A 19,685-nucleotide genomic window follows, 5' to 3' on the forward strand; every position below is an offset into this window, starting at 1 on the left:
ACATAAGAGTTTTATGTATAAGAAAGTTATGTATATTTGTGTTTCAAATTAGCAACAAATGAAAAATTCATCACTATACAAAGGAAGTCTTAACACAATAATTATGAAGCTTTTAGAGGAAAAAGGCCGCATGTATGGTTATGAAATTACGCAGAAAGTAAAAGCCATCACGTTAGGCGAATTAAACATTACCGAAGGTGCTTTGTATCCCGCTTTACACAAACTGGAAGCGGAAGGTTTGCTAGAAGTGGAAGTAGAAAAGGTAGATAATCGCTTGCGGAAATACTATAAACTTACTGAAAAAGGCAACAAAGAAACCGTGAACCGATTGGCTGAATTGGAAGAATTTATCAAGAATATGCAAAATATTGTGAATCCTAAATTGAGTTATTAAGATGAAAGCAACAAAAGAAAATTTAGATTTAATAGATCGATACCTTGAACAACGAAAGCTTGATTTTTTAGATTATAAACTAGAGATTAAAGATCATATTGCATCGCAAGTAGAAGATTTATGTGAAAAACAAAATATCAATTTTGAAGATGCTTTGCCAAAAGTATTGAAAGAATGGGAGCCAAGTTTAATTTTAAAAAGTAGTATTTGGATAAGTAATAAAGACAGTTTTCCGGCTATAGTTATAAGTGGAATTAAAAAGCGTTACTTGATTTATAATAGTATTATTCTTCCGGTTATGATTGTTTTTTTTGTTTTACAATTTATTTTTAAGAATGAATTCGAAAACGAAAACACGAGCAAACTATTATTCATAGTAAGTACAAGTTTGTCCTTACTCTTGTCTGTTTTGCGTTATTTTACATTTAGGAGCAATTATCAAACGAGCTATTCTTATGAATTTAATCGAATCTACAAAATGGCAATAATGTTTTGGTGTTTTGATATGATGTTTTATTACAACTCAGGAATTACGACTATACTCTTCAAGGCAATGGTTGTTACTTATTTTCCAATTGCAATTTATAGTTTCTTAAAACATATGCAATTTAAAAACCGAGTAATTAATTTATAAACATGAAATTATCAGACGAGCAAATTCAAAGACTCTACCGCTTTACCCGCGAACATTTTGTAGAACACTACGATTTGCAAACCGAATTGGTCGATCATCTTTCTAATGCAATTGAAGAAGAATGGAAAGAAAATCCAAAATTATCTTTTGAAGAAGCCTTGCAAAAAGAATTCAAAAAGTTTGGTGTTTTTGGGTTTATGGATGTGGTAGAAAAGAGGCAATCGGCTTTAAGTAAAAAATATCATTTATTAATTTGGAAACATTTTAAAGAATTTTTTACCATTCCAAAACTTATTATTACTATTTCATTAGTGGTTGGCTTATTTTATTTTTTTAAATACATTTTCTTTTATGAACTTATGGGAATTGGAATGATTCTTTGGTTTGTTTTGTTGATAGCTGCCTTAGTTTATGAAAAGCGAAAAATGAAAAAGAGAAAAAATCAAACCGGAAAGAAATGGATGTTTGAAGAAATTATTTATGGATATGGCTCTTTTTCAGCAGTTTTTGCATTCCCAATCCACATGATTAATATTTTTTCAAATCACGGAAACGGAATCCCTAACGATTATATTCTTTTTGGGATTAGTTTGTTTCTTGTTGCTGTTTTTTTAGGATCTTACGTCGTGGTAAAAATCATCCCCTCCAAAGCCGAAGAATATCTCAAACAAACGTATCCTGAATATGCTTTTTCAAATTAAAATGTAACAAAACGTTAAAAGTGTAGTCAAACATTCAAACCAAAGTAGAAAAATAACCACCAAACCAACCCACTTATGATAAAACGTTTTCTCTCACTCGAATGGAAATCATTTTTTAGAGCCGCTTCGTTTCAAGCCAATTTGGCCATAAAAATTTTAATGATTTTTGGAGCTTTTAGTTTTATAGTATATTTCTCCGCTTTGGGAGCCTTTTCCTATTACATAATTGAAGACGTCACCGAATCGGAACCTTTTCAATTGATAAATAAATTCATCCTTTATTATTTCGCATTCGATTTGATTTTTCGATTTTTTCTGCAAAAAACACCGGTTATGAATATCCGACCGTTGTTGTACATCAATATCAAAAAGGATACGATTGTTAATTATACATTAGGAAAATCGGCGTTGTCTTTTTTTAACATCATGCATCTCTTTTTCTTTATTCCGCTTTCAGTGGTTTTATTAAAAGAAGGATTTGATGTCTTGGGTGTAATCACTTGGTTGATTGGAATGATTGCAATGGTATTAATCATCAATTTTTTAAACATTTTGATTGATAAAAAAGACGTTGTTTTTTACGCTGTTGCCGTCATTTTCATTGCTTTAGGAGCATTACAATACTACGGTTTGTTTGATGCAACGAACTATACCGTATTGTTTTTCAAAGGATTGTATGATTATGCTTGGATGGTAATTGTACCAATTTCGACTTTAATTTTGGTTTATAAAATCGTACACAATTTCTTCAAAAGCAACTTATACCTCGATGCCGGATTATCAACCACGCACGATATTGCCAAAACGCAAAACTTCGAATGGCTTGATCAATTTGGAACGTTAGGAACATTTCTTAAAAATGATATTCGTCTAATTACCCGAAATAAAAGAGCAAAATCGGTCATCATTATGAGTGTTTTGTTTCTTTTCTACGGACTTTTGTTCGGTTCAGGAGCAGTTGAAGTCTATGACGGTCCGGTTTGGCAAGTGTTTGGTGGAATTTTTGTCACCGGCGGATTTATGTTCAGCTTCGGACAGTTTGTACCCAGTTGGGATAGTTCGTATTACAATTTGATGATGAGTCAAAACATTCAATACCGTGAATATTTAAGTTCAAAATGGTGGTTGATGGTTATCGTGACTTTAATCGCAGCCGTTTGTGCCAGTTTTTACCTTTATTTTGGATGGCAATCGTACTTATTAATTTTGGTAACAGCCGTTTACAACATCGGAATTAATGCTTATATCGTTTTGTTAGCAGGAGCTTTTACCAAAACACCCATCGATTTAATGAGTAATAAAAACGCATTTGGCGATAAAAAAGCCTTCAATTTTAAAACGTTATTGTTAGTTATTCCGCAAATTCTTGTTCCGTTGGGATTATATTATTTAGGAATTTTGTTTTTTGATGAAGTAGTCGGACTTGGATTTATCGCTTTAGCCGGAATTTTAGGATTTGCTTTTAAATCAAAAGTGTTCAATTGGATTGAAAACATCTACAAAACACAGAAATACGAAACCATTGCCGCATACAAACAAAAAAACTAACCAACCCATTACCAATCACCTATAACCATATAATCATGATACAAGTAAAAAATCTTACCAAAACATACAACGGAACCACTGTTTTAAACATAACTAATTTAGATATTCCAAAAGGTCAAAGTTTTGGACTAGTGGGAAATAACGGAGCAGGAAAAACCACTTTTTTTAGTTTGTTACTAGATTTGATTCAGCCTTCAACAGGAATGATTACAAGTAACTCGATTCAAATTAGCCAGAGCGAAAAATGGAAACCATTCACTTCTGCATTTATCGATGAAAGTTTCCTCATTGGTTATTTAACACCGGAAGAATACTTCTATTTTATTGGCGAACTTCGCGGATGGAACAAAGCCGACGTGGATAGTTTTTTAGTGAAATATGAAGACTTTTTCAACGGAGAAATCTTGAAAAATAAAAAATATTTACGCGATTTATCAAAAGGTAATTCCAAAAAAGTGGGTATTGTTGCGGCTTTAATTGGCGAACCGGAAGTGATTATTTTAGATGAGCCGTTTGCGAATTTAGATCCAACTACGCAAATCCGTTTGAAAAAAATCATCAAAGAATTGGCTGATGATTCAAATGTAACCATCTTAGTTTCCAGTCACGATTTGCAACATACCGTTGAGGTTTCTAACAGAATTGTAGCCTTACAAAAAGGTGAAGTGGTGCTGGATTTAGTTCCGTCATCAGAAACTTTGAAAGAATTAGAAGCATTTTTTGCTGCCTAAATGAATAAAATAAGACATCATTTCACGTTAATTTTTTCGTGAAATGATGTTTCCTTGCAAAAAAAGCACAATATTTTTCTCTATTTCAAAAAGAAGCGTATTTTTACCCTTGCTACATACTAAAAGCACTAGTTTTTAGTTATGCCTTTAAACGTTTTTATTTTGAAATCCATTACGCTAAAATATTTTATTTTCTTTATTGCCATTACCGTTTTGCTGGCTTGTTCCACTAAAAAGGATAAGTTTATCAACCGTAATTTTCAGGCTCTTAACACAGAATCCAATGTTTTATTTAACGGCGAGTTAGCTCTTCAGGCGGGTTTAATAGAAGTACGAGACACTTATAACGACAATTTTTGGGAGGTGCTTCCCATTGAACGCATGCAAACAGCCGAAGAAGCCATCTTACCAGGACAAAAAGCAAAAAATGCCAATTTTGAAAAAGCAGAAGAAAAGGCAACCAAAGCCATTCAAAAACGATCGATGCTCATTGGCGGAAGCGAAAAAAATCCACAAATGGACGAGGCTCATTTACTTCTAGGGAAATCAAGGTACTATGACCAGCGGTTTATTCCGGCATTAGAAGCGTTCAATTACATTTTGTATAAAAGCCCGGCGAGTGATAAAATTTATGAAGCTAAAATTTGGCGAGAAAAAACCAATGTTCGTCTTGAAAATGATGCGTTAGCAGTAAATAATCTTACTAAGCTGTTAAAAGAAATAAAGTTTAAAGACCAAATTTTTGCAGATGCCAATGCTACATTAGCACAAGCATATCTGAATTTAGAGCAAAAAGACAGTGCCATTTCTAAATTAAAATTAGCTACAAAATTCACTAAAAAAGACGAAGAAGAAGCTCGATATAAATTCATTTTAGGACAATTATTTGAATCGATTGAAGAAAAGGATAGTGCTTTTGCCTATTATCAATCGGTGATTGCTATGAAAAGAAAATCGCCTAAACGGTATACCATTCAAGCTCACACCAAGCAAATTCAGCAGTATGATGTGGTAAAAGGCGATACGATTGTCCTTTTTGAACGATTTAAAAAACTACTCGAAGACAGAGAAAACCGACCCTACCTTGATGTTTTATACCATCAAAAAGCGTTGGTTTATGAACGTTTGAAACAACCGGATAATGCAGTAAAAAATTATAACAAATCACTTAAAGCACAATCATTAGACAGTTATTTATTGGCTTCAAATTATAGAAATTTAGGTGAAATCTATTTCTATAAAGCCAAATACCAAACCGCCGGACATTATTATGATAGTACGTTGGCTTTGCTTAAACCAAGAACCCGTGAGTTTAATGCATTCAAAAAGAAAAGAGATAATTTAGAAGACGTAATTAAGTATGAAGGAATTGCTCAGAGGAATGATAGTATTCTTAATGTTACGTCACTCTCTAGAGAAGATAAAGTTGCCTTTTATGAAGATTACATCACTAAACTTAAAAAGAAAGAAGAAGAGGCTGAAAAATTAGCCAAAGTTGAAGCAGAAAGAGCCGAAATTGCAGCTTCTAATCTTCAAAATTCAAAAGACCTTTCTATAAGTAATCGAAGTAGTATTGGCAATCCAGCGATGCCAACACCAGGAGGCGGATTTTCAGGCGATTCTAAATTTTATTTCTACAACCAATCAACAGTAGATTTTGGGAAAAGAGAATTCGTGAAAACTTGGGGAAAAAGAAATTCTGATGGCAATTGGCGATTGTCCTCCAGTAGATTTTCACAATCTAAAAAAGAAGAGCTCGAAGACCAAAAAGAAGAAGATATTGTTGCTGCCAAAGAAGCCGATCCAAAATATTCCCCGGATTTTTATATTTCGCAGTTACCATCCGGAAAAATCGAACTGGATAGTATTGCCAAAGAAAGAAACTTTGCCTATTATCAATTGGGTGTGATTTATAAAGAAAAATTCAAAGAATACCAATTAGCTTCAGATCGTTTAGAAATTTTATTGAGAAACAAACCCGAAGAGCGTTTGGTTTTGCCAACGATGTACAATTTGTTTAAAATCTACGAAATCACCAATCCAGCCAAAGCATTGGCAATGAAAGACAAAATTATTTCGCAGTTCCCGGATTCTAGGTATGCTCAAATTCTTTCAAAAGCAGGAACTTCGGCAGAAAGTTTAATTGATGACCCGGAAATTGTTTATAAAAATCTCTATAAATCGTATGAAAAAGGAGAATACCGTCAAGTCTATGCCAACACAGACTTTGCCATAGAAAAATTTACCGGCGAAGAAATTATGCCAAAATTAGAATTGCTAAAATCAAAAATTGTAGCCAAAATTAAAGGATTGGCAGAATATAAGAAAGCACTTAATTATGTAGCATTAACCTATCCCAATTCAGACGAAGGGAAAGATGCCGAGGAGTTGTGGTATGATAACATTCCGTATCTAGAAAGTTTATATTTCGATCAAGCCGAACCAACCAGTCATAAAGTTCTTTATTATGCCGATAATTTAGATGATAAAAAAGTAAAAACACTGATTGAAAAAATTACGAAATTCATTAAAGAAAGAAACCAATCGCAACTAACCACTTCAATTGATTTGTATACAATGGATAAAAATTTCTTTGTTATTCATGGATTGCGTGATGAAGAATATGCTAAAGGCGTTGTTTCAATTTTAAAGGAATTTAAAGAATATAAAATTACTGAACAAGCCATCGTTATCTCCTCTGAAAATTACAAAATTGTTCAGATGAAAAAGAATTTGGAAGAATACCTTGATCCAAGTTTGCGGGTTGTTCCACCACCTTATACGGCTAAACCCAAGAGAGCGAAACAACAACAAGAACGACAACAAGTTGTTATTCCAACACAAAACCCAAAATTGCCCCCGCAACAAAGCAAAGGAAGCATGCAGCCCCCCTCGGGAAATGATCCGCAAACACAACCCAAAAGTAATGCGAGAGAAAATAGAAACAGCACACCAGAAGCTAGATCGGCCATCATGCCACCTTCCGATGATGTGCGACCCAAAAAAGGATAATTATGTTTAAAAAAGATTCAAAATCTTATACAGACTTACTCGGAAAAACCAACAGAATTGTGGAAGGAACAATTATAAAAGGTGATATCACAACATCAGCGGATTTTAGATTGGACGGACATTTAATCGGAAATTTTCACTCCAAAGGAAAAATTGTCGTTGGTCCTACGGGAATGGTTAAAGGTGACATTGTATGCAAAAATGCCGATATCGAAGGGAAATTTGAAGGTAAAATTCAAGTTTCCGAAATTTTAAGCTTGAAATCAAAAGCAATTATTCATGGCGAAGTAATTTGCGGCAAATTGGCCGTAGAACCTGGAGCAGAATTCAGTGCTTCCTGCGTGATGAAACCCAACGTGAAAACATTACCCACCCAAAATGAATCCGGAACCGAAGAAAAAACCGCTTAATAAATGGTTGGTTCTAATGAACATTCCTTTTCAAATGGGTGTGATTATTTTTGCCGGGGTTTATTTTGGTAATTGGCTTGACGAAAAACAACAAAACGAAAACGCACTTTACACCATTATTTTTTCATTGTTGGCGGTTTTTATAGCGTTATATAATGTTATTCAACAAGTGAAAAATCTTAACAATGAACCTTAATGAAAGAAAAACTTTTGCCTTTTATCAAACAATTTATACCTTTTTCTATCCTTTTATTTGTTGCTCAATTGCTGGTTACTCGCTTTCTATTTACAGAAACGCCTTTTTATTATTCGGTTTACAGCATTTATACTTTTCATTTTATTCTAACTTTTTTAATGTATATTTTTTTGGTTTTTGTCAATATCACCTTTTTTGACAAAACCGGCTACACCTTTCTTGCTACCGGAATTTTAAAGATGATGGCATCCGTTGTTTTTCTTTTACCACTGATTCAATCGAATTTTGACGATAAAATTCCCGATGTCGGAGCTTTTTTTATTCCCTTTTTTCTTTTTTTATTGTTTGAAACCATTCATTCTGTCAAGCTATTAAACACGAATTGATTGAGTAATCCACAAAAAATAAGCTTCTTTCAAACCTTTATTTAAAAATTGTGTTGATATATTTTCGTTTATTAATAAAATATGTACCTTTGCACGAAATTTTAACGACATTAAATTCTGCTAAATTTTAAAAATGAGAATAGCAAAAAGTACCATTCAGTTCATTGCGGTTTTATTAATAACACTGTTGCCGATTTCCGGTTTTGCAGGAGGATCACATTCAGAGGATAAAGAGTTTAATGCCACAGACTTAATCAATTCGCATATTGGTGATTCACACGAATTTCATATTGCCGATTGGAATGGTCATCCAATTACATTTTATTTGCCGGTTATTTTATGGACAGAAAACGGATTAAAAGTGTTTTCTTCTAAAAAATTTGACCACGATAACGAGGGGAAAGAGGTAGTTGAAATGGATGGAGAAAAATTCGTTCGCTATAAAGAAGTAATTTATTATGCCGATAAGTATGCCGAAATTACAGACGAAGCAGACAAAAGCGGATTAAATTTTGCAGCAAGACCGTTGAACTTTTCGATTACCAAATTGGTTTTTTCCATGTTAATGTCGGTTATCATTTTATTATTATTATTCACGGCAGTTGCTCGTTCATACAACAAAAATAAAATGGCTCCAAAAGGATTAGCCGGTTTCCTAGAACCATTGGTGTTATTCGTAAGAGATGATATCGCTATTCCAAACATTGGACACAAAAATTATGCGAAATATATGCCGTATTTGTTAACCATCTTTTTCTTTATTTGGATTAACAACTTAATCGGATTAATTCCTTTCTTCCCGTTTAGTTCTAACTTAACCGGAAATATTTATTTCACTTTTGTTTTAGCATTCATTACCTTTTTAATCACTACATTTAGTGCTAACAAAAACTATTGGGGACACATTTTTGCTCCGCCGGTTCCAAAAGCACTATACCCGATTATGTGGCCGGTAGAGATTATCGGAATGTTTACAAAACCTTTTGCCTTGATGATTCGTCTTTTTGCTAACATTACAGCAGGACACATTATTATATTGAGTTTAATTTCATTAATCTATATTTTCAAAACCGCATGGATTTCTCCGGTATCTGGAGCGTTTGTATTGTTTATGAGTGTTTTAGAAATGTTGGTTGCGGCTCTTCAAGCGTATGTATTTACCTTGTTATCTGCCTTGTTTATCGGTCAAGCTGTAGAAGAGCACGACCACCACTAAAATTGAGTTTTTTTAATTATTAACTATATAAATTTAACATTATGGTATTAGCTGGAATCGGTGCTGGATTAGCTGTTATTGGAGCAGGAATCGGTATTGGAAAAATTGGTGGATCTGCTATGGACGCTATGGCAAGACAACCAGAAGCTGCTGGAAAAATTCAAACTGCTATGATTATTGCTGCTGCTCTTATTGAGGGTGTTGCACTTTTCGCAGTAGTTGTTGCTTTAATTGCTAAAGCATAACAAATTTTCAAAAGAACACGTTTCGCAACGGTTGGTTGCGAAACTGTTTCTAAAAAAGTAAAACAATTTTAATCTATATAAAACATGAACTTAACTTCACCGGAAAGTTTAATTTTTTGGACAACGATCATCTTTGTGGTTTTCTTTTTCTTAATGAAAAAGTTTGCTTGGAAGCCTATTTTAGGAGCCGTAAAAAGCAGAGAAGAATCAATCAACAATGCACTAGCTGCTGCTGAAACAGCAAAATTAGAAATGCAAAACTTGACTGCTTCCAATGAGCGTTTATTAGCCGAAGCCAGAGCAGAAAGAGATGCCATGATGAAAGAAGCGCGTGAAATCAAAGAAAAAATGATTAACGATGCAAAGTCGGAAGCTCAAGCTCAAGGAGAGAAAATGATTGCTCAAGCAAAATCAGCAATTGAAAGCGAGAAAAATGCAGCGATGGCCGAATTGAAAAACCAGGTTTCTACGTTGTCAATTGAGATTGCAGAAAAAGTATTAAAAAGCGAATTAGCCAACACAGAAGCTCAAACCAAATTGGTTGTTCAACTGCTAGGTGATGCTAAATTAAATTAATCCGTATGTCAAGAGCAGCGATTAGATATGCCAAAGCAATTATAGAAAATGCTGTTTCCAACGGAAGAGCCGATGCAGTGAATCAAGATATGAAATTGATTAACGAAACGGTAAATTCTAATGAGGAATTAAAGCTTTTTTTAGTTAGTCCTGTTGTAAAACCGGGAGCAAAATACGATGCCTTGTCTGAAATTTTTGCATCCGTTCAAAACGATACCAGAGGATTATTTTTATTGCTTAAAGAAAACAAACGTTTCGAGATTTTAGGAGAAATTGCAGAGCAATATAATGCTCAACACGATGTGTTAAACGGAATCGAAGTAGCAAAAGTAACTACTGCTTTCCCAATCACTTCGGACTTAGAAGCAAAAGTTTTAGCAAAAATAAAAGAGTTTTCAAATAAGAAAATCACGTTAATCAACACAGTAGATCCAGCCATCATAGGAGGATTTATTTTGAGAATTGGCGATCAACAATACAATGCTTCTGTGGCAAACAGATTGCAACAATTAAAAAGAGAATTAAGTAATTAATATTCCAATAAAGATATAGAACAATGGCGGAAATTAAACCTGCTGAAATTTCAGCAATATTAAAAAAACAATTATCTGGTTTTGAATCAGGTGCATCGTTAGAAGAAGTAGGAACAGTACTTCAAGTGGGTGATGGTATTGCTCGTGTTTACGGCTTATCAAATGCTCAATATGGAGAGTTAGTACAATTCGACAACGGATTGGAAGCAATCGTATTAAACTTGGAAGAAGACAATGTTGGGGTAGTATTGTTAGGACCTTCAACAGGTATTAAAGAAGGTTCTACCGTAAAAAGAACACAACGTATCGCTTCCCTAAAAGTAGGTGAGCAAATGGTAGGTCGTGTGGTGGATACGTTAGGTTTTCCAATTGATGGGAAAGGACCAATCGGCGGAGATCTTTACGAAATGCCATTGGAAAGAAAAGCTCCAGGAGTAATTTTCCGTCAACCGGTAACTGAACCGTTGCAAACAGGAATCAAATCGATTGATGCGATGATTCCGGTAGGAAGAGGCCAACGTGAGTTGGTTATTGGTGACCGTCAAACTGGTAAAACGACCGTTTGTATCGATACCATTTTAAATCAAAAAGAATTTTATGATGCAGGTCAACCTGTGTTTTGTATCTATGTAGCCATTGGACAAAAAGCGTCAACGGTTGCAGGAATTGCTAAAACATTAGAAGACAAAGGAGCAATGGCTTACACGGTTATCGTGGCAGCAAACGCTTCAGATCCTGCACCAATGCAAGTATATGCTCCATTTGCCGGAGCAGCTATCGGAGAATATTTCCGTGATTCAGGTCGTCCGGCTTTAATTATCTATGACGATTTGTCTAAACAAGCAGTTGCTTACCGTGAGGTTTCTCTTTTATTAAGAAGACCACCGGGACGTGAGGCTTATCCTGGAGACGTTTTCTACCTTCACTCAAGATTATTAGAAAGAGCAGCAAAAATTATTGCTGATGACGATATTGCTAAAGATATGAATGACTTACCAGATTCTTTACGTCCAATCGTAAGAGGTGGAGGTTCGTTAACTGCTTTACCAATCATTGAGACACAAGCGGGTGACGTTTCTGCGTATATTCCAACCAACGTAATTTCGATTACAGATGGTCAGATTTTCTTAGATGGTGATTTGTTTAACTCAGGGGTTCGTCCGGCAATTAACGTAGGTATTTCGGTATCACGTGTTGGAGGTAATGCTCAGATTAAATCAATGAAAAAAGTATCTGGTACATTGAAATTGGATCAAGCTCAATTCCGTGAATTGGAGGCGTTTGCTAAATTTGGTTCAGATTTAGATGCGGTTACATTAAACGTAATTGAAAAAGGAAGAAGAAATGTTGAAATCTTAAAACAAGCCGTAAACGATCCTTATACAGTAGAAGATCAAGTTGCAATTATCTATGCCGGTTCTAAAAACTTGTTAAGAAATGTTCCGGTTGTTAAAGTAAAAGAGTTCGAAAGAGATTACTTGGAATACTTGAACAACAAACACAGAGATACATTAAACGCTCTAAAAGCCGGTAAATTCTCAGATGATATTACGGATGTTTTAGACCGGGCAGCAAAAGAAGTTTCAGCGAAATATAATTAATATTTGTTCTATGTTGTAAGTTGTAGGTTTCAAAACGTACAACTTACAACTTATAACTTACAACTATTTACAATGGCAAATTTAAAGGAAATCCGTAATAGAATTACTTCCGTTTCATCCACGATGCAAATCACATCGGCGATGAAGATGGTTTCTGCTGCAAAGTTGAAAAAGGCTCAAGACGCCATAACAGCAATGCGACCTTATGCCGAAAAATTAACCGAAATTTTACAAAGTTTAAGTGCTTCTATGGAAGGCGAAGTTGGTGGAGAATATACTACGCAACGTGAGGTAAAAAAGGTTTTAATTGTGGCCATCACCTCCAACAGAGGTTTGTGCGGTGCTTTTAATACCAATGTGATTAAACAAGTAAAAGTGTTAGCTGATTTCTATGTTGGAAAACAAGTAGATGTTTTTGCCATTGGTAAAAAAGGAAATGATGTATTAGGAAAAACCTGTTCTGTCATTGCTAATAAAAATGAAGTTTTTGATGCATTAACGTTTGAAAATGTAGCATCAATATCTGAATTATTAACAGAAAAGTTTATTTCCGGCGATTACGATAAAATCGAAATTGTATATAACCAATTCAAAAATGCTGCGACACAAATCGTGCAAACAGAACAATTTTTACCGTTAGCTCCTGTTGTGGGTGCTGCTGTAGCAAGTTCGGATTATATTTTTGAACCATCGAAAGAAGAAATTGTGTTAACGTTGATTCCGAAATCATTAAAAACACAATTATACAAAGCAATCCGCGATTCATTTGCTTCCGAACACGGAGCTCGAATGACCGCAATGCACAAAGCAACCGATAACGCAACCGAATTGAGAAATCAATTGAAATTAACCTACAACAAAGCCCGTCAAGCAGCGATTACCAATGAAATTTTAGAGATTGTTGGTGGAGCGGAAGCGTTGAAAGGATAATAATAAAAATTTTAATACAAATTAAAGCTGTCTTTCGGGCGGCTTTTTTTGTGGGATGGATTTAAGTAATATAATCATTCATTTAAAAGACTATTCCACTAGTAAAGGTATATCAAAATAAACTTTTCTTTCTGCATAACGAAAAGAATCTTTACTGATGTACCCTTCAATTTGGTATTCAGTAATAAATCCTCTTAAATTTTTATTCCCTTTTTTTGAAAAACTTACTAAAACATCAAACGAATTATTTTGAGGATGTATTGTATCTAATTTTACTTCATTGATATTACAGAAATTATCTTGAATTTTCGAACTTAAACAAACAAATGACTTGGAATTTTCAGGTAAAATTGATTTATATAACATTTGAAAATGCAAAATTTCCTTCGGTTTTAAATTTCTTTTAAGGTTGGTATATTTGATGAAGTTTCCTTTATCTATCAATGTATCTCCTTCACTAGTAAAATACCAACCTTGATTAGAATAATGTTTACCACAAATAGTAATATACTCAAACACTTTTTCTAATTTTTCATGTTTATCATAATACTTCCATTTATCTATTTTCATGTTTTGAAAATACTTACCCTCTGAACTAAGTTTTTCATTTTGAAATATTTTGACATAGGTTGTGTCCTTTTTTAAATAATGCGTTATTTGATGTATGGTTTCTCCTTCGTTATAAAAAACAGAGGAGTCTTTTAATATCCCATTTTCATATATATGTATTAGCTTAATATTTCCGTTTTCATAAAATTCTTTATATTGGCCATTAAACTTATTATCTTTTTGTTCGTAAGATTTTTTTATTTTTCCATTTTCATAATACTCAACTTCCCTATTTTGGCAAGAAGAAAGTATAATTATTAAAAAAATTGATATAAGATTTAATTTGTTCATTTATATTTTTTTAAATAGTAGTGCGTAATTTAACAAAATTACAAAATTATTTAGGTATAAAAACTAGAGAGTTAGAGTTGTGATGGAAGGCAGTATAAAAGTCTAATGGTATGAAAATAAAAAAAACGAGATAACCTCCAATCAGATTAATTCGTTTTCTTTGGTGGTGCAGAAGCATTGAAAGGATAATCAAAATAACATACATTTAAGAAAGTCACGTGAATAGCGTGACTTTTTTATTTTATATCTTTGAGAATCTAATTTTTTAAAGATGAACTATTACGCTTCCGTTTTTGCTTTTTTACTTTTCCAAACCATTTTCTCTCAAACATTATCATTGCCCGAAATTATGAAAGGGGATGAATTTATTGGATATCAACCCGAAAATCACCGTTGGTCTATTGATGGCTCTACGATATATTTTGATTGGAATCCGAAAAACGAAAAAGGAAACAGCACGTACGTCTGGAAAAAAGGAATGAAATCGCCTGAATTGCTCCAAAAGGAAATTTCCTTTACGGAAGAAAATTTTGAAGACCAAAGACAATTTAATGAAGTGTATTATACGCTAAATGGCAATTTGTTTTCGTATAATAAAAAAACAAAAGCCCATAAAAAAGTAATTGTTTCATCGGGGCGAATTTCAAATGCGCAACGTAGTAATAATCCAAAGCTGATATTTTTTCAACAAAACAATAACATTTTGCAATTGAATTTGACTGATTTTTCGATGATTCAACTCACCAATTTCAAACAAGGAAAAGAATCGGAAAAGAAAGAAAAAGAGAACTTTTTAATCAACCAACAAAAAGAATTATTTCAATTTGTAAACGATCAAGAAGCTCAAAAAGAATGGAATAAATCCAAATCTGAATCAGACGAAAAAGCTTTTCCAAAAGAATTTTTTTATGATAAAGTGTCGATGGAACAACTTACACCATCGCCCAATGGAAAGTTTGTCACATTCAGGCAATCCGATTATCCCACATCCAATCCTACCAAAGTAGAACAATTCATTACCGCAGACGGTTATACCAAAAACACGAATGCTCGTTCCAAAGTTTCAATAGAAAATTTCTCCAAACACAAATTAGGTATTTATTCTGTCGAAAAAGATACCGTTTCTTTTGTATCTTTTTCTAAATTGAGCGGAATTTCAGAATTCCCCGAATATTACAAAGAGTATGATAATTTAAAGGATAACGAAAAAACCGAAAAAGCCATCGTCATGCAAGCTCCAATTTTTAACGAAGATGGAAGTTTAGCCGTTTTAGAAATCCGAAGTCAAGACAACAAAGACCGCTGGATTGTGCAATTGGATTTGAATTCGGCAACCATCACTGAACTCGATCATCAACACGACGCGGCTTGGATAGACGGTCCGGGAATTCCGGGATATGCTTTTGGCAGAGGAACTTTGGACTTTTTAAAAGATAATCAAACCATTTATTTTCAATCGGAAGCCAGTGGTTTTTCACATTTGTATGTGATGAATTTAAAAACAAAACAAAAAACCCAACTCACCAAAGGCAATTGGGAAGTTCGAAATGTCAAACTTTCAAATGATGGAAAATCATTTTATATTACCACCAACACAACACATCCGGGGAATCGAGAATTCTATAAATTGGAAATTGCTTCGCAAAAAATGATTCCGATTCTAACCAAAGAAGGAGCTCACGAAGTAGAAATTTCTCCCGACGAAAAAACCTTGCTAGTTCGCTATTCTTTTAAAAATAAACCTTGGGAATTGTATGTTGCTGATAACAAACCGAACACGACTTTACAACAAATTACCTTTTCAACGAACAAAACGTTTGATAGTTATCCTTGGAAATCACCCGAAGTGATTACGTTCAAAGCCAAAGACGGAGCGGATGTTTATGCCAGAATTTATGAACCAAAACCAGAAAATAAAAACAAAGCAGCGATCATTTTTGTGCACGGAGCAGGTTATTTGCAAAATGCTCATAATTTCTGGAGTAGCTATCACCGTGAATATATGTTTCACAATTTGCTAACCGATTTGGGTTATACTGTTTTAGATATCGATTATCGTGGTAGTGATGGCTATGGTCGTAATGTTCGAACCGGAATTTACCGTCACATGGGCGGATTGGATTTGGAAGATCATTTAGACGGAAAACAATTTTTTGTTTCACAAAAAGGAATTGATGCAAGCCGAGTTGGCATTTACGGCGGTTCCTATGGCGGTTTTATCACATTAATGGCGTTACTCACTCAGCCAGGTGAATTCAAATCTGGAGCAGCCTTGCGTTCGGTGACAGATTGGGCACATTATAATCACGGTTACACGGGGAATATTTTGAATTTTCCTGAAACCGATCCAAAAGCCTATCAAAAAAGTTCACCGATTTATTTTGCCGATAAATTGCAAGATCAATTGCTGATGATGCACGGAATGGTGGATAGTAACGTGCAATTTCAAGATGTTGTTCGCTTATCGCAACGATTTATTGAATTAGGAAAAAAAGACTGGGATTTGGCGGTTTACCCGGTAGAATCACATGGATTTAAAGAAACCTATTCGTGGGTAGATGAATACACTCGAATTTTGAATTTGTTTAATGAAACGTTATTGAAGAAGGATTAAATGTTAGCCGTTAATAGATTGACTATTATTGACGTATAATCAGCGAATCAGCGGCAATAAAATAGATTTAAAAAGAATAATTTGTGTTAATTCGTGAAATTCGTTGCTAAAAAATAGATTCAGATTTTGAATTTGTTTAATGAATTGTTATAAAATATGAATTAAATAAAATTAACCGCAAATTCGCAAATTAATGCTATTCAAATAGGAAAATGTAAAAAAAGTAAAATTCGCGAATTTGCGGTCATTTAATACGGAATGAAATAGAAATGCAACTAAAAGAAATCACAACCAAAGCAGAAATGCTTCAACAATTGCCTTTAATTCAGCAATTGTATCCTGAATTTACCGAACAAATTTACGGTGATTTGTTAGACGAAATGCTACCCAACAACTACAAACAATTAGTTGCTTTTGAAAACGAAATAGCCGTTGGACTTTCCGGTTTTTGGGTAGGAACTAAATTATGGTGCGGAAAATATTTAGAATTAGATAATGTGATTGTTCATCCCAATCATCGTTCCAAAGGAGTTGGTAAATTATTGACCGAATATTTAAATCAAAAAGCCATCGATTTGGGATGTAAAGTGGTTGCTTTAGATGCTTATACGAATAATTTCCCGGCTCATAAATTCTATTTTAATCACGGTTTTGTGCCAAAAGGATTTCATTTTGTAAAATTTTTAGAGGAGAATTAATGAAAATTTTTTCAATTATAGTTGTATTAATTTTGTCGGGATGTGCTTCAAAAGAAACCTTCCAAACCCAATTTCCCATTCCAATTTCTGAATATTTTTATCAAATAAAAGGAAATCAAACCCATTTTGTCATTGAATTTCAACAATCCATTTCAGAAGATATCAAACTTGAAAAACTCTATTTCAGAAACCAGACGGAAGTAACTAAAATGGTTTCGAGTCAAAAAGCAAAAGCTGTTTTTATGAAATCGGATTTAATTCTTGATGCAAATCCGGAAAATGAATACGGAAATCAACCACCAATTCCTCAAAAACAACGATTTCAATTAAATTCCACCGAAGCCGTTTTAGAATTCACACAAAACGGCAAAATAAAGCACTACAAATTCACTAACGTGACCGAAAAATCAAATAAATAGTTAATTTTGCTTGATTGCAAAATAAATTCAACAACCGCTTTGGGACTCTACAAATCACTTTTTAAACAAACCGCCATTTATGGGTTAGCCACTGTGCTTCCCAGAATGTTGAGTTTTTTGCTGGTTCCGCTTTACACAGATATACTGAACCCCGGTGAATACGGCGAAGTTTCAATTATTTTTTCATGGTTGGTGTTATTTAATGTGATTTTGGCTTACGGAATGGAAACCTCTTTTTTCCGATTTTACAATTCGCACGACGATAAACGAGCCGTCATCGGAACATCGACAATTTCTATTTTTTGGACAACAATTGTATTCTTAATTGGTTCACTTTTATTTCGAAATACATTAGCCAATCTTTCAGGAATTGATGTAGAATATATAACGTATACCATTTGGATTTTGGTATTGGATGCATTAGTAATCATTCCGTTTTCAAAACTTAGAGCCTATCAACGCTCAATTGTTTATGCCATTATTAAAATAGGAAATGTCGCTATCAACCTAGGTTTGAACGTTTTCTTTTTATTGTATTTGCCTAAAATTGCGGCAGCCAATCCGAATAGTTTTTTAGCCAGTTTGTATGTAGAAAACTTTCAAATCGGTTATATTTTTGTTGCGAATATTATTGCGAGTTTATTAACCTTGATTGTTCTTTCGCCTAATTATTTTCATATTCAATGGCATTTTGATGCTCAATTGTGGAAGAAAATGCTTCGTTACGGTTTCCCGATTTTAATTGCCGGATTGGCTTTTTCCATCAACGAGCATTTTGATAAAATTTTACTCGATTGGTTCAATGTAAGTAAAGCTGAAATTGGTGCTTATTCCGCTTGTTACAAAATCGGTTTGTTCATGGTGCTTTTCAGAACAGCGTATTCATTAGGAATTGAACCATTTTTCTTTAGCTATGCTAAAAACGAAAACGCTCCGCAAACCTATGCCGATGTCACCAAATATTTTGTGATTTTTGGTTCATTAATTTCATTAACGGTCATTGTATTTGCCGATATTTTAAAATTATTTTTGATTCCGAATGAAACGTATTGGTCGGCAATGAAAGTCGTTCCGTTGATTGTGTTAGCGAATTTCTTTTTAGGAATTTACACCAACCTTTCCGTTTGGTATAAATTGACTGATCGAACAAAAATGGGAGCATACATTTCAATTGTTGGAGCAATTATTACACTAACAATTAACTTTTTGTTAATAGAAAAATTCAGCTATATGGGTTCTGCGATTGCAACCATTGCGGCGTATGGCAGTATGATGGCCATTTCCTATTATCTCGGAAATCGTCATTATCCAATTCCCTATGATAAAAATAAAATTGGTGGTTATCTCGGACTTTCCATCCTGTTTTCTTTCGTGTATTTTTACGGCTTCAGAGAAAACTACTTTGTTGGTATTGGATTCTTACTTGTTTTAATTTATTTTGTTTATCGAAATGAGAAAAATACACTTTTACGAATATTAAAAAAATCACCATAAAATGAACATCAAAATAATCAATAAATCACAACATCCCTTACCCAATTACGAAACAATTGCCTCGGCCGGAATGGATCTAAGAGCCAATTTATCTGAACCAACTACCTTAAAATCATTAGAACGAACCATTGTTAAAACTGGTTTGTTCATTGAACTACCAATTGGTTACGAAGCGCAAGTTCGCCCTCGTAGCGGATTAGCCGCCAAAAAAGGAATCACCGTGTTAAATTCACCCGGAACAGTTGATGCCGATTATCGTGGTGAAATCGGGGTTATTTTAGTAAATTTATCCGCTGAAGAATTTGTCATTGAAAATGGGGAACGAATCGCTCAACTCATCATCGCCAAACACGAACGAGCCGAATGGATAGAAGTAGAAGAATTATCTGAAACATCCCGCGGCGAAGGTGGTTTTGGTAGCACAGGAGTGAAATAGTTGGCAGCACT

The 19,685-nt window shown here is 34.0% G+C and carries 21 protein-coding genes; 20 read left to right on the forward strand and 1 reads right to left on the reverse strand.

The window, feature by feature from the left end; all coding sequences use genetic code 11:
• Window positions 1–58: 58 nt before the first annotated feature.
• From B0I10_RS03870 to atpG, 15 genes are all read left to right on the forward strand, one after another.
• Window positions 59–394, forward strand: a complete 336-nt coding sequence (locus B0I10_RS03870; RefSeq protein ID WP_112085181.1) for a PadR family transcriptional regulator — start codon at window positions 59–61, stop codon at window positions 392–394.
• A gap of 1 nt (window position 395) precedes the next feature.
• Window positions 396–1,028 (forward strand): hypothetical protein, encoded by a 633-nt coding sequence (locus B0I10_RS03875; protein WP_112085182.1) that lies wholly within the window; start codon window positions 396–398, stop codon window positions 1,026–1,028.
• A gap of 2 nt (window positions 1,029–1,030) precedes the next feature.
• Window positions 1,031–1,729 (forward strand): hypothetical protein, encoded by a 699-nt coding sequence (locus B0I10_RS03880; RefSeq protein WP_112085183.1) that lies wholly within the window; start codon window positions 1,031–1,033, stop codon window positions 1,727–1,729.
• A gap of 75 nt (window positions 1,730–1,804) precedes the next feature.
• On the forward strand, window positions 1,805–3,277 hold the full coding sequence (locus tag B0I10_RS03885; RefSeq protein WP_112085184.1) for a DUF5687 family protein: 1,473 nt from the start codon (window positions 1,805–1,807) through the stop codon (window positions 3,275–3,277).
• A 35-nt stretch (window positions 3,278–3,312) separates the two neighbouring features.
• A complete protein-coding gene (locus B0I10_RS03890; RefSeq protein ID WP_112085185.1) occupies window positions 3,313–4,008 on the forward strand; it encodes an ABC transporter ATP-binding protein in 696 nt (231 codons plus the stop codon).
• A gap of 162 nt (window positions 4,009–4,170) precedes the next feature.
• Window positions 4,171–7,020: a type IX secretion system periplasmic lipoprotein PorW/SprE gene (gene porW, locus B0I10_RS03895; protein WP_245942947.1), complete on the forward strand. Its 2,850-nt coding sequence runs from the start codon at window positions 4,171–4,173 to the stop codon at window positions 7,018–7,020.
• Window positions 7,021–7,022: 2 nt separating this feature from the next.
• A complete protein-coding gene (locus B0I10_RS03900) occupies window positions 7,023–7,430 on the forward strand; it encodes a bactofilin family protein (protein WP_112085187.1) in 408 nt (135 codons plus the stop codon).
• A 16-nt stretch (window positions 7,431–7,446) separates the two neighbouring features.
• On the forward strand, window positions 7,447–7,626 hold the full coding sequence (locus B0I10_RS03905) for an AtpZ/AtpI family protein (RefSeq protein ID WP_317047176.1): 180 nt from the start codon (window positions 7,447–7,449) through the stop codon (window positions 7,624–7,626).
• Window positions 7,626–8,012 (forward strand): hypothetical protein, encoded by a 387-nt coding sequence (locus B0I10_RS03910; protein WP_112085189.1) that lies wholly within the window; start codon window positions 7,626–7,628, stop codon window positions 8,010–8,012. The genes B0I10_RS03905 and B0I10_RS03910 overlap by 1 nt, the downstream gene beginning before the upstream one ends.
• A gap of 133 nt (window positions 8,013–8,145) precedes the next feature.
• Window positions 8,146–9,228 carry a F0F1 ATP synthase subunit A gene (atpB, locus tag B0I10_RS03915; RefSeq protein WP_112085190.1) on the forward strand — a complete coding sequence of 361 codons (1,083 nt, stop codon included), beginning with the start codon at window positions 8,146–8,148 and terminating at the stop codon, window positions 9,226–9,228.
• Window positions 9,229–9,269: 41 nt separating this feature from the next.
• The gene (gene atpE / locus B0I10_RS03920; protein ID WP_112085191.1) at window positions 9,270–9,473 is read left to right on the forward strand and encodes an ATP synthase F0 subunit C; all 204 of its coding nucleotides are present in this window, start codon (window positions 9,270–9,272) and stop codon (window positions 9,471–9,473) included.
• Window positions 9,474–9,557: 84 nt separating this feature from the next.
• Complete coding sequence (locus B0I10_RS03925) at window positions 9,558–10,049, forward strand: F0F1 ATP synthase subunit B (protein ID WP_112085192.1); 492 nt, start codon at window positions 9,558–9,560, stop codon at window positions 10,047–10,049.
• Window positions 10,049–10,582: an ATP synthase F1 subunit delta gene (gene atpH / locus B0I10_RS03930; RefSeq protein WP_112085193.1), complete on the forward strand. Its 534-nt coding sequence runs from the start codon at window positions 10,049–10,051 to the stop codon at window positions 10,580–10,582. Before B0I10_RS03925 ends, atpH begins: the two co-directional genes overlap by 1 nt.
• A 23-nt stretch (window positions 10,583–10,605) precedes the next feature.
• Complete coding sequence (gene atpA / locus B0I10_RS03935) at window positions 10,606–12,183, forward strand: F0F1 ATP synthase subunit alpha (RefSeq protein WP_112085194.1); 1,578 nt, start codon at window positions 10,606–10,608, stop codon at window positions 12,181–12,183.
• A gap of 72 nt (window positions 12,184–12,255) precedes the next feature.
• Window positions 12,256–13,113, forward strand: a complete 858-nt coding sequence (gene atpG, locus B0I10_RS03940) for an ATP synthase F1 subunit gamma (RefSeq protein ID WP_112085195.1) — start codon at window positions 12,256–12,258, stop codon at window positions 13,111–13,113.
• Window positions 13,114–13,203: 90 nt separating this feature from the next.
• Here atpG and B0I10_RS03945 read toward each other — a convergent pair whose 3' ends face one another.
• The gene (locus B0I10_RS03945; RefSeq protein WP_112085196.1) at window positions 13,204–14,013 is read right to left on the reverse strand and encodes a toxin-antitoxin system YwqK family antitoxin; all 810 of its coding nucleotides are present in this window, start codon (window positions 14,011–14,013) and stop codon (window positions 13,204–13,206) included.
• 271 nt (window positions 14,014–14,284) lie between these two features.
• Here B0I10_RS03945 and B0I10_RS03950 point away from each other — a divergent pair, with 271 nt between their 5' ends.
• The 5 genes from B0I10_RS03950 (at window position 14,285) to dut (ending at window position 19,674) form a co-directional block, all read left to right on the forward strand.
• The gene (locus B0I10_RS03950) at window positions 14,285–16,627 is read left to right on the forward strand and encodes a S9 family peptidase (RefSeq protein WP_112085197.1); all 2,343 of its coding nucleotides are present in this window, start codon (window positions 14,285–14,287) and stop codon (window positions 16,625–16,627) included.
• A gap of 269 nt (window positions 16,628–16,896) precedes the next feature.
• Window positions 16,897–17,325, forward strand: a complete 429-nt coding sequence (locus B0I10_RS03955) for a GNAT family N-acetyltransferase (protein WP_112085198.1) — start codon at window positions 16,897–16,899, stop codon at window positions 17,323–17,325.
• Window positions 17,325–17,744, forward strand: coding sequence for a hypothetical protein (locus tag B0I10_RS03960; protein ID WP_112085199.1), 420 nt, complete (start codon window positions 17,325–17,327; stop codon window positions 17,742–17,744). The genes B0I10_RS03955 and B0I10_RS03960 overlap by 1 nt, the downstream gene beginning before the upstream one ends.
• 39 nt (window positions 17,745–17,783) lie before the next feature.
• A complete protein-coding gene (locus B0I10_RS03965; protein ID WP_112085200.1) occupies window positions 17,784–19,238 on the forward strand; it encodes a lipopolysaccharide biosynthesis protein in 1,455 nt (484 codons plus the stop codon).
• A gap of 1 nt (window position 19,239) precedes the next feature.
• Window positions 19,240–19,674, forward strand: a complete 435-nt coding sequence (gene dut / locus B0I10_RS03970; protein ID WP_112085201.1) for a dUTP diphosphatase — start codon at window positions 19,240–19,242, stop codon at window positions 19,672–19,674.
• Window positions 19,675–19,685: the final 11 nt, after the last annotated feature.

This window comes from Flavobacterium lacus, from assembly GCF_003268815.1.
In the GTDB taxonomy this organism is placed as follows: domain Bacteria; phylum Bacteroidota; class Bacteroidia; order Flavobacteriales; family Flavobacteriaceae; genus Flavobacterium; species Flavobacterium lacus.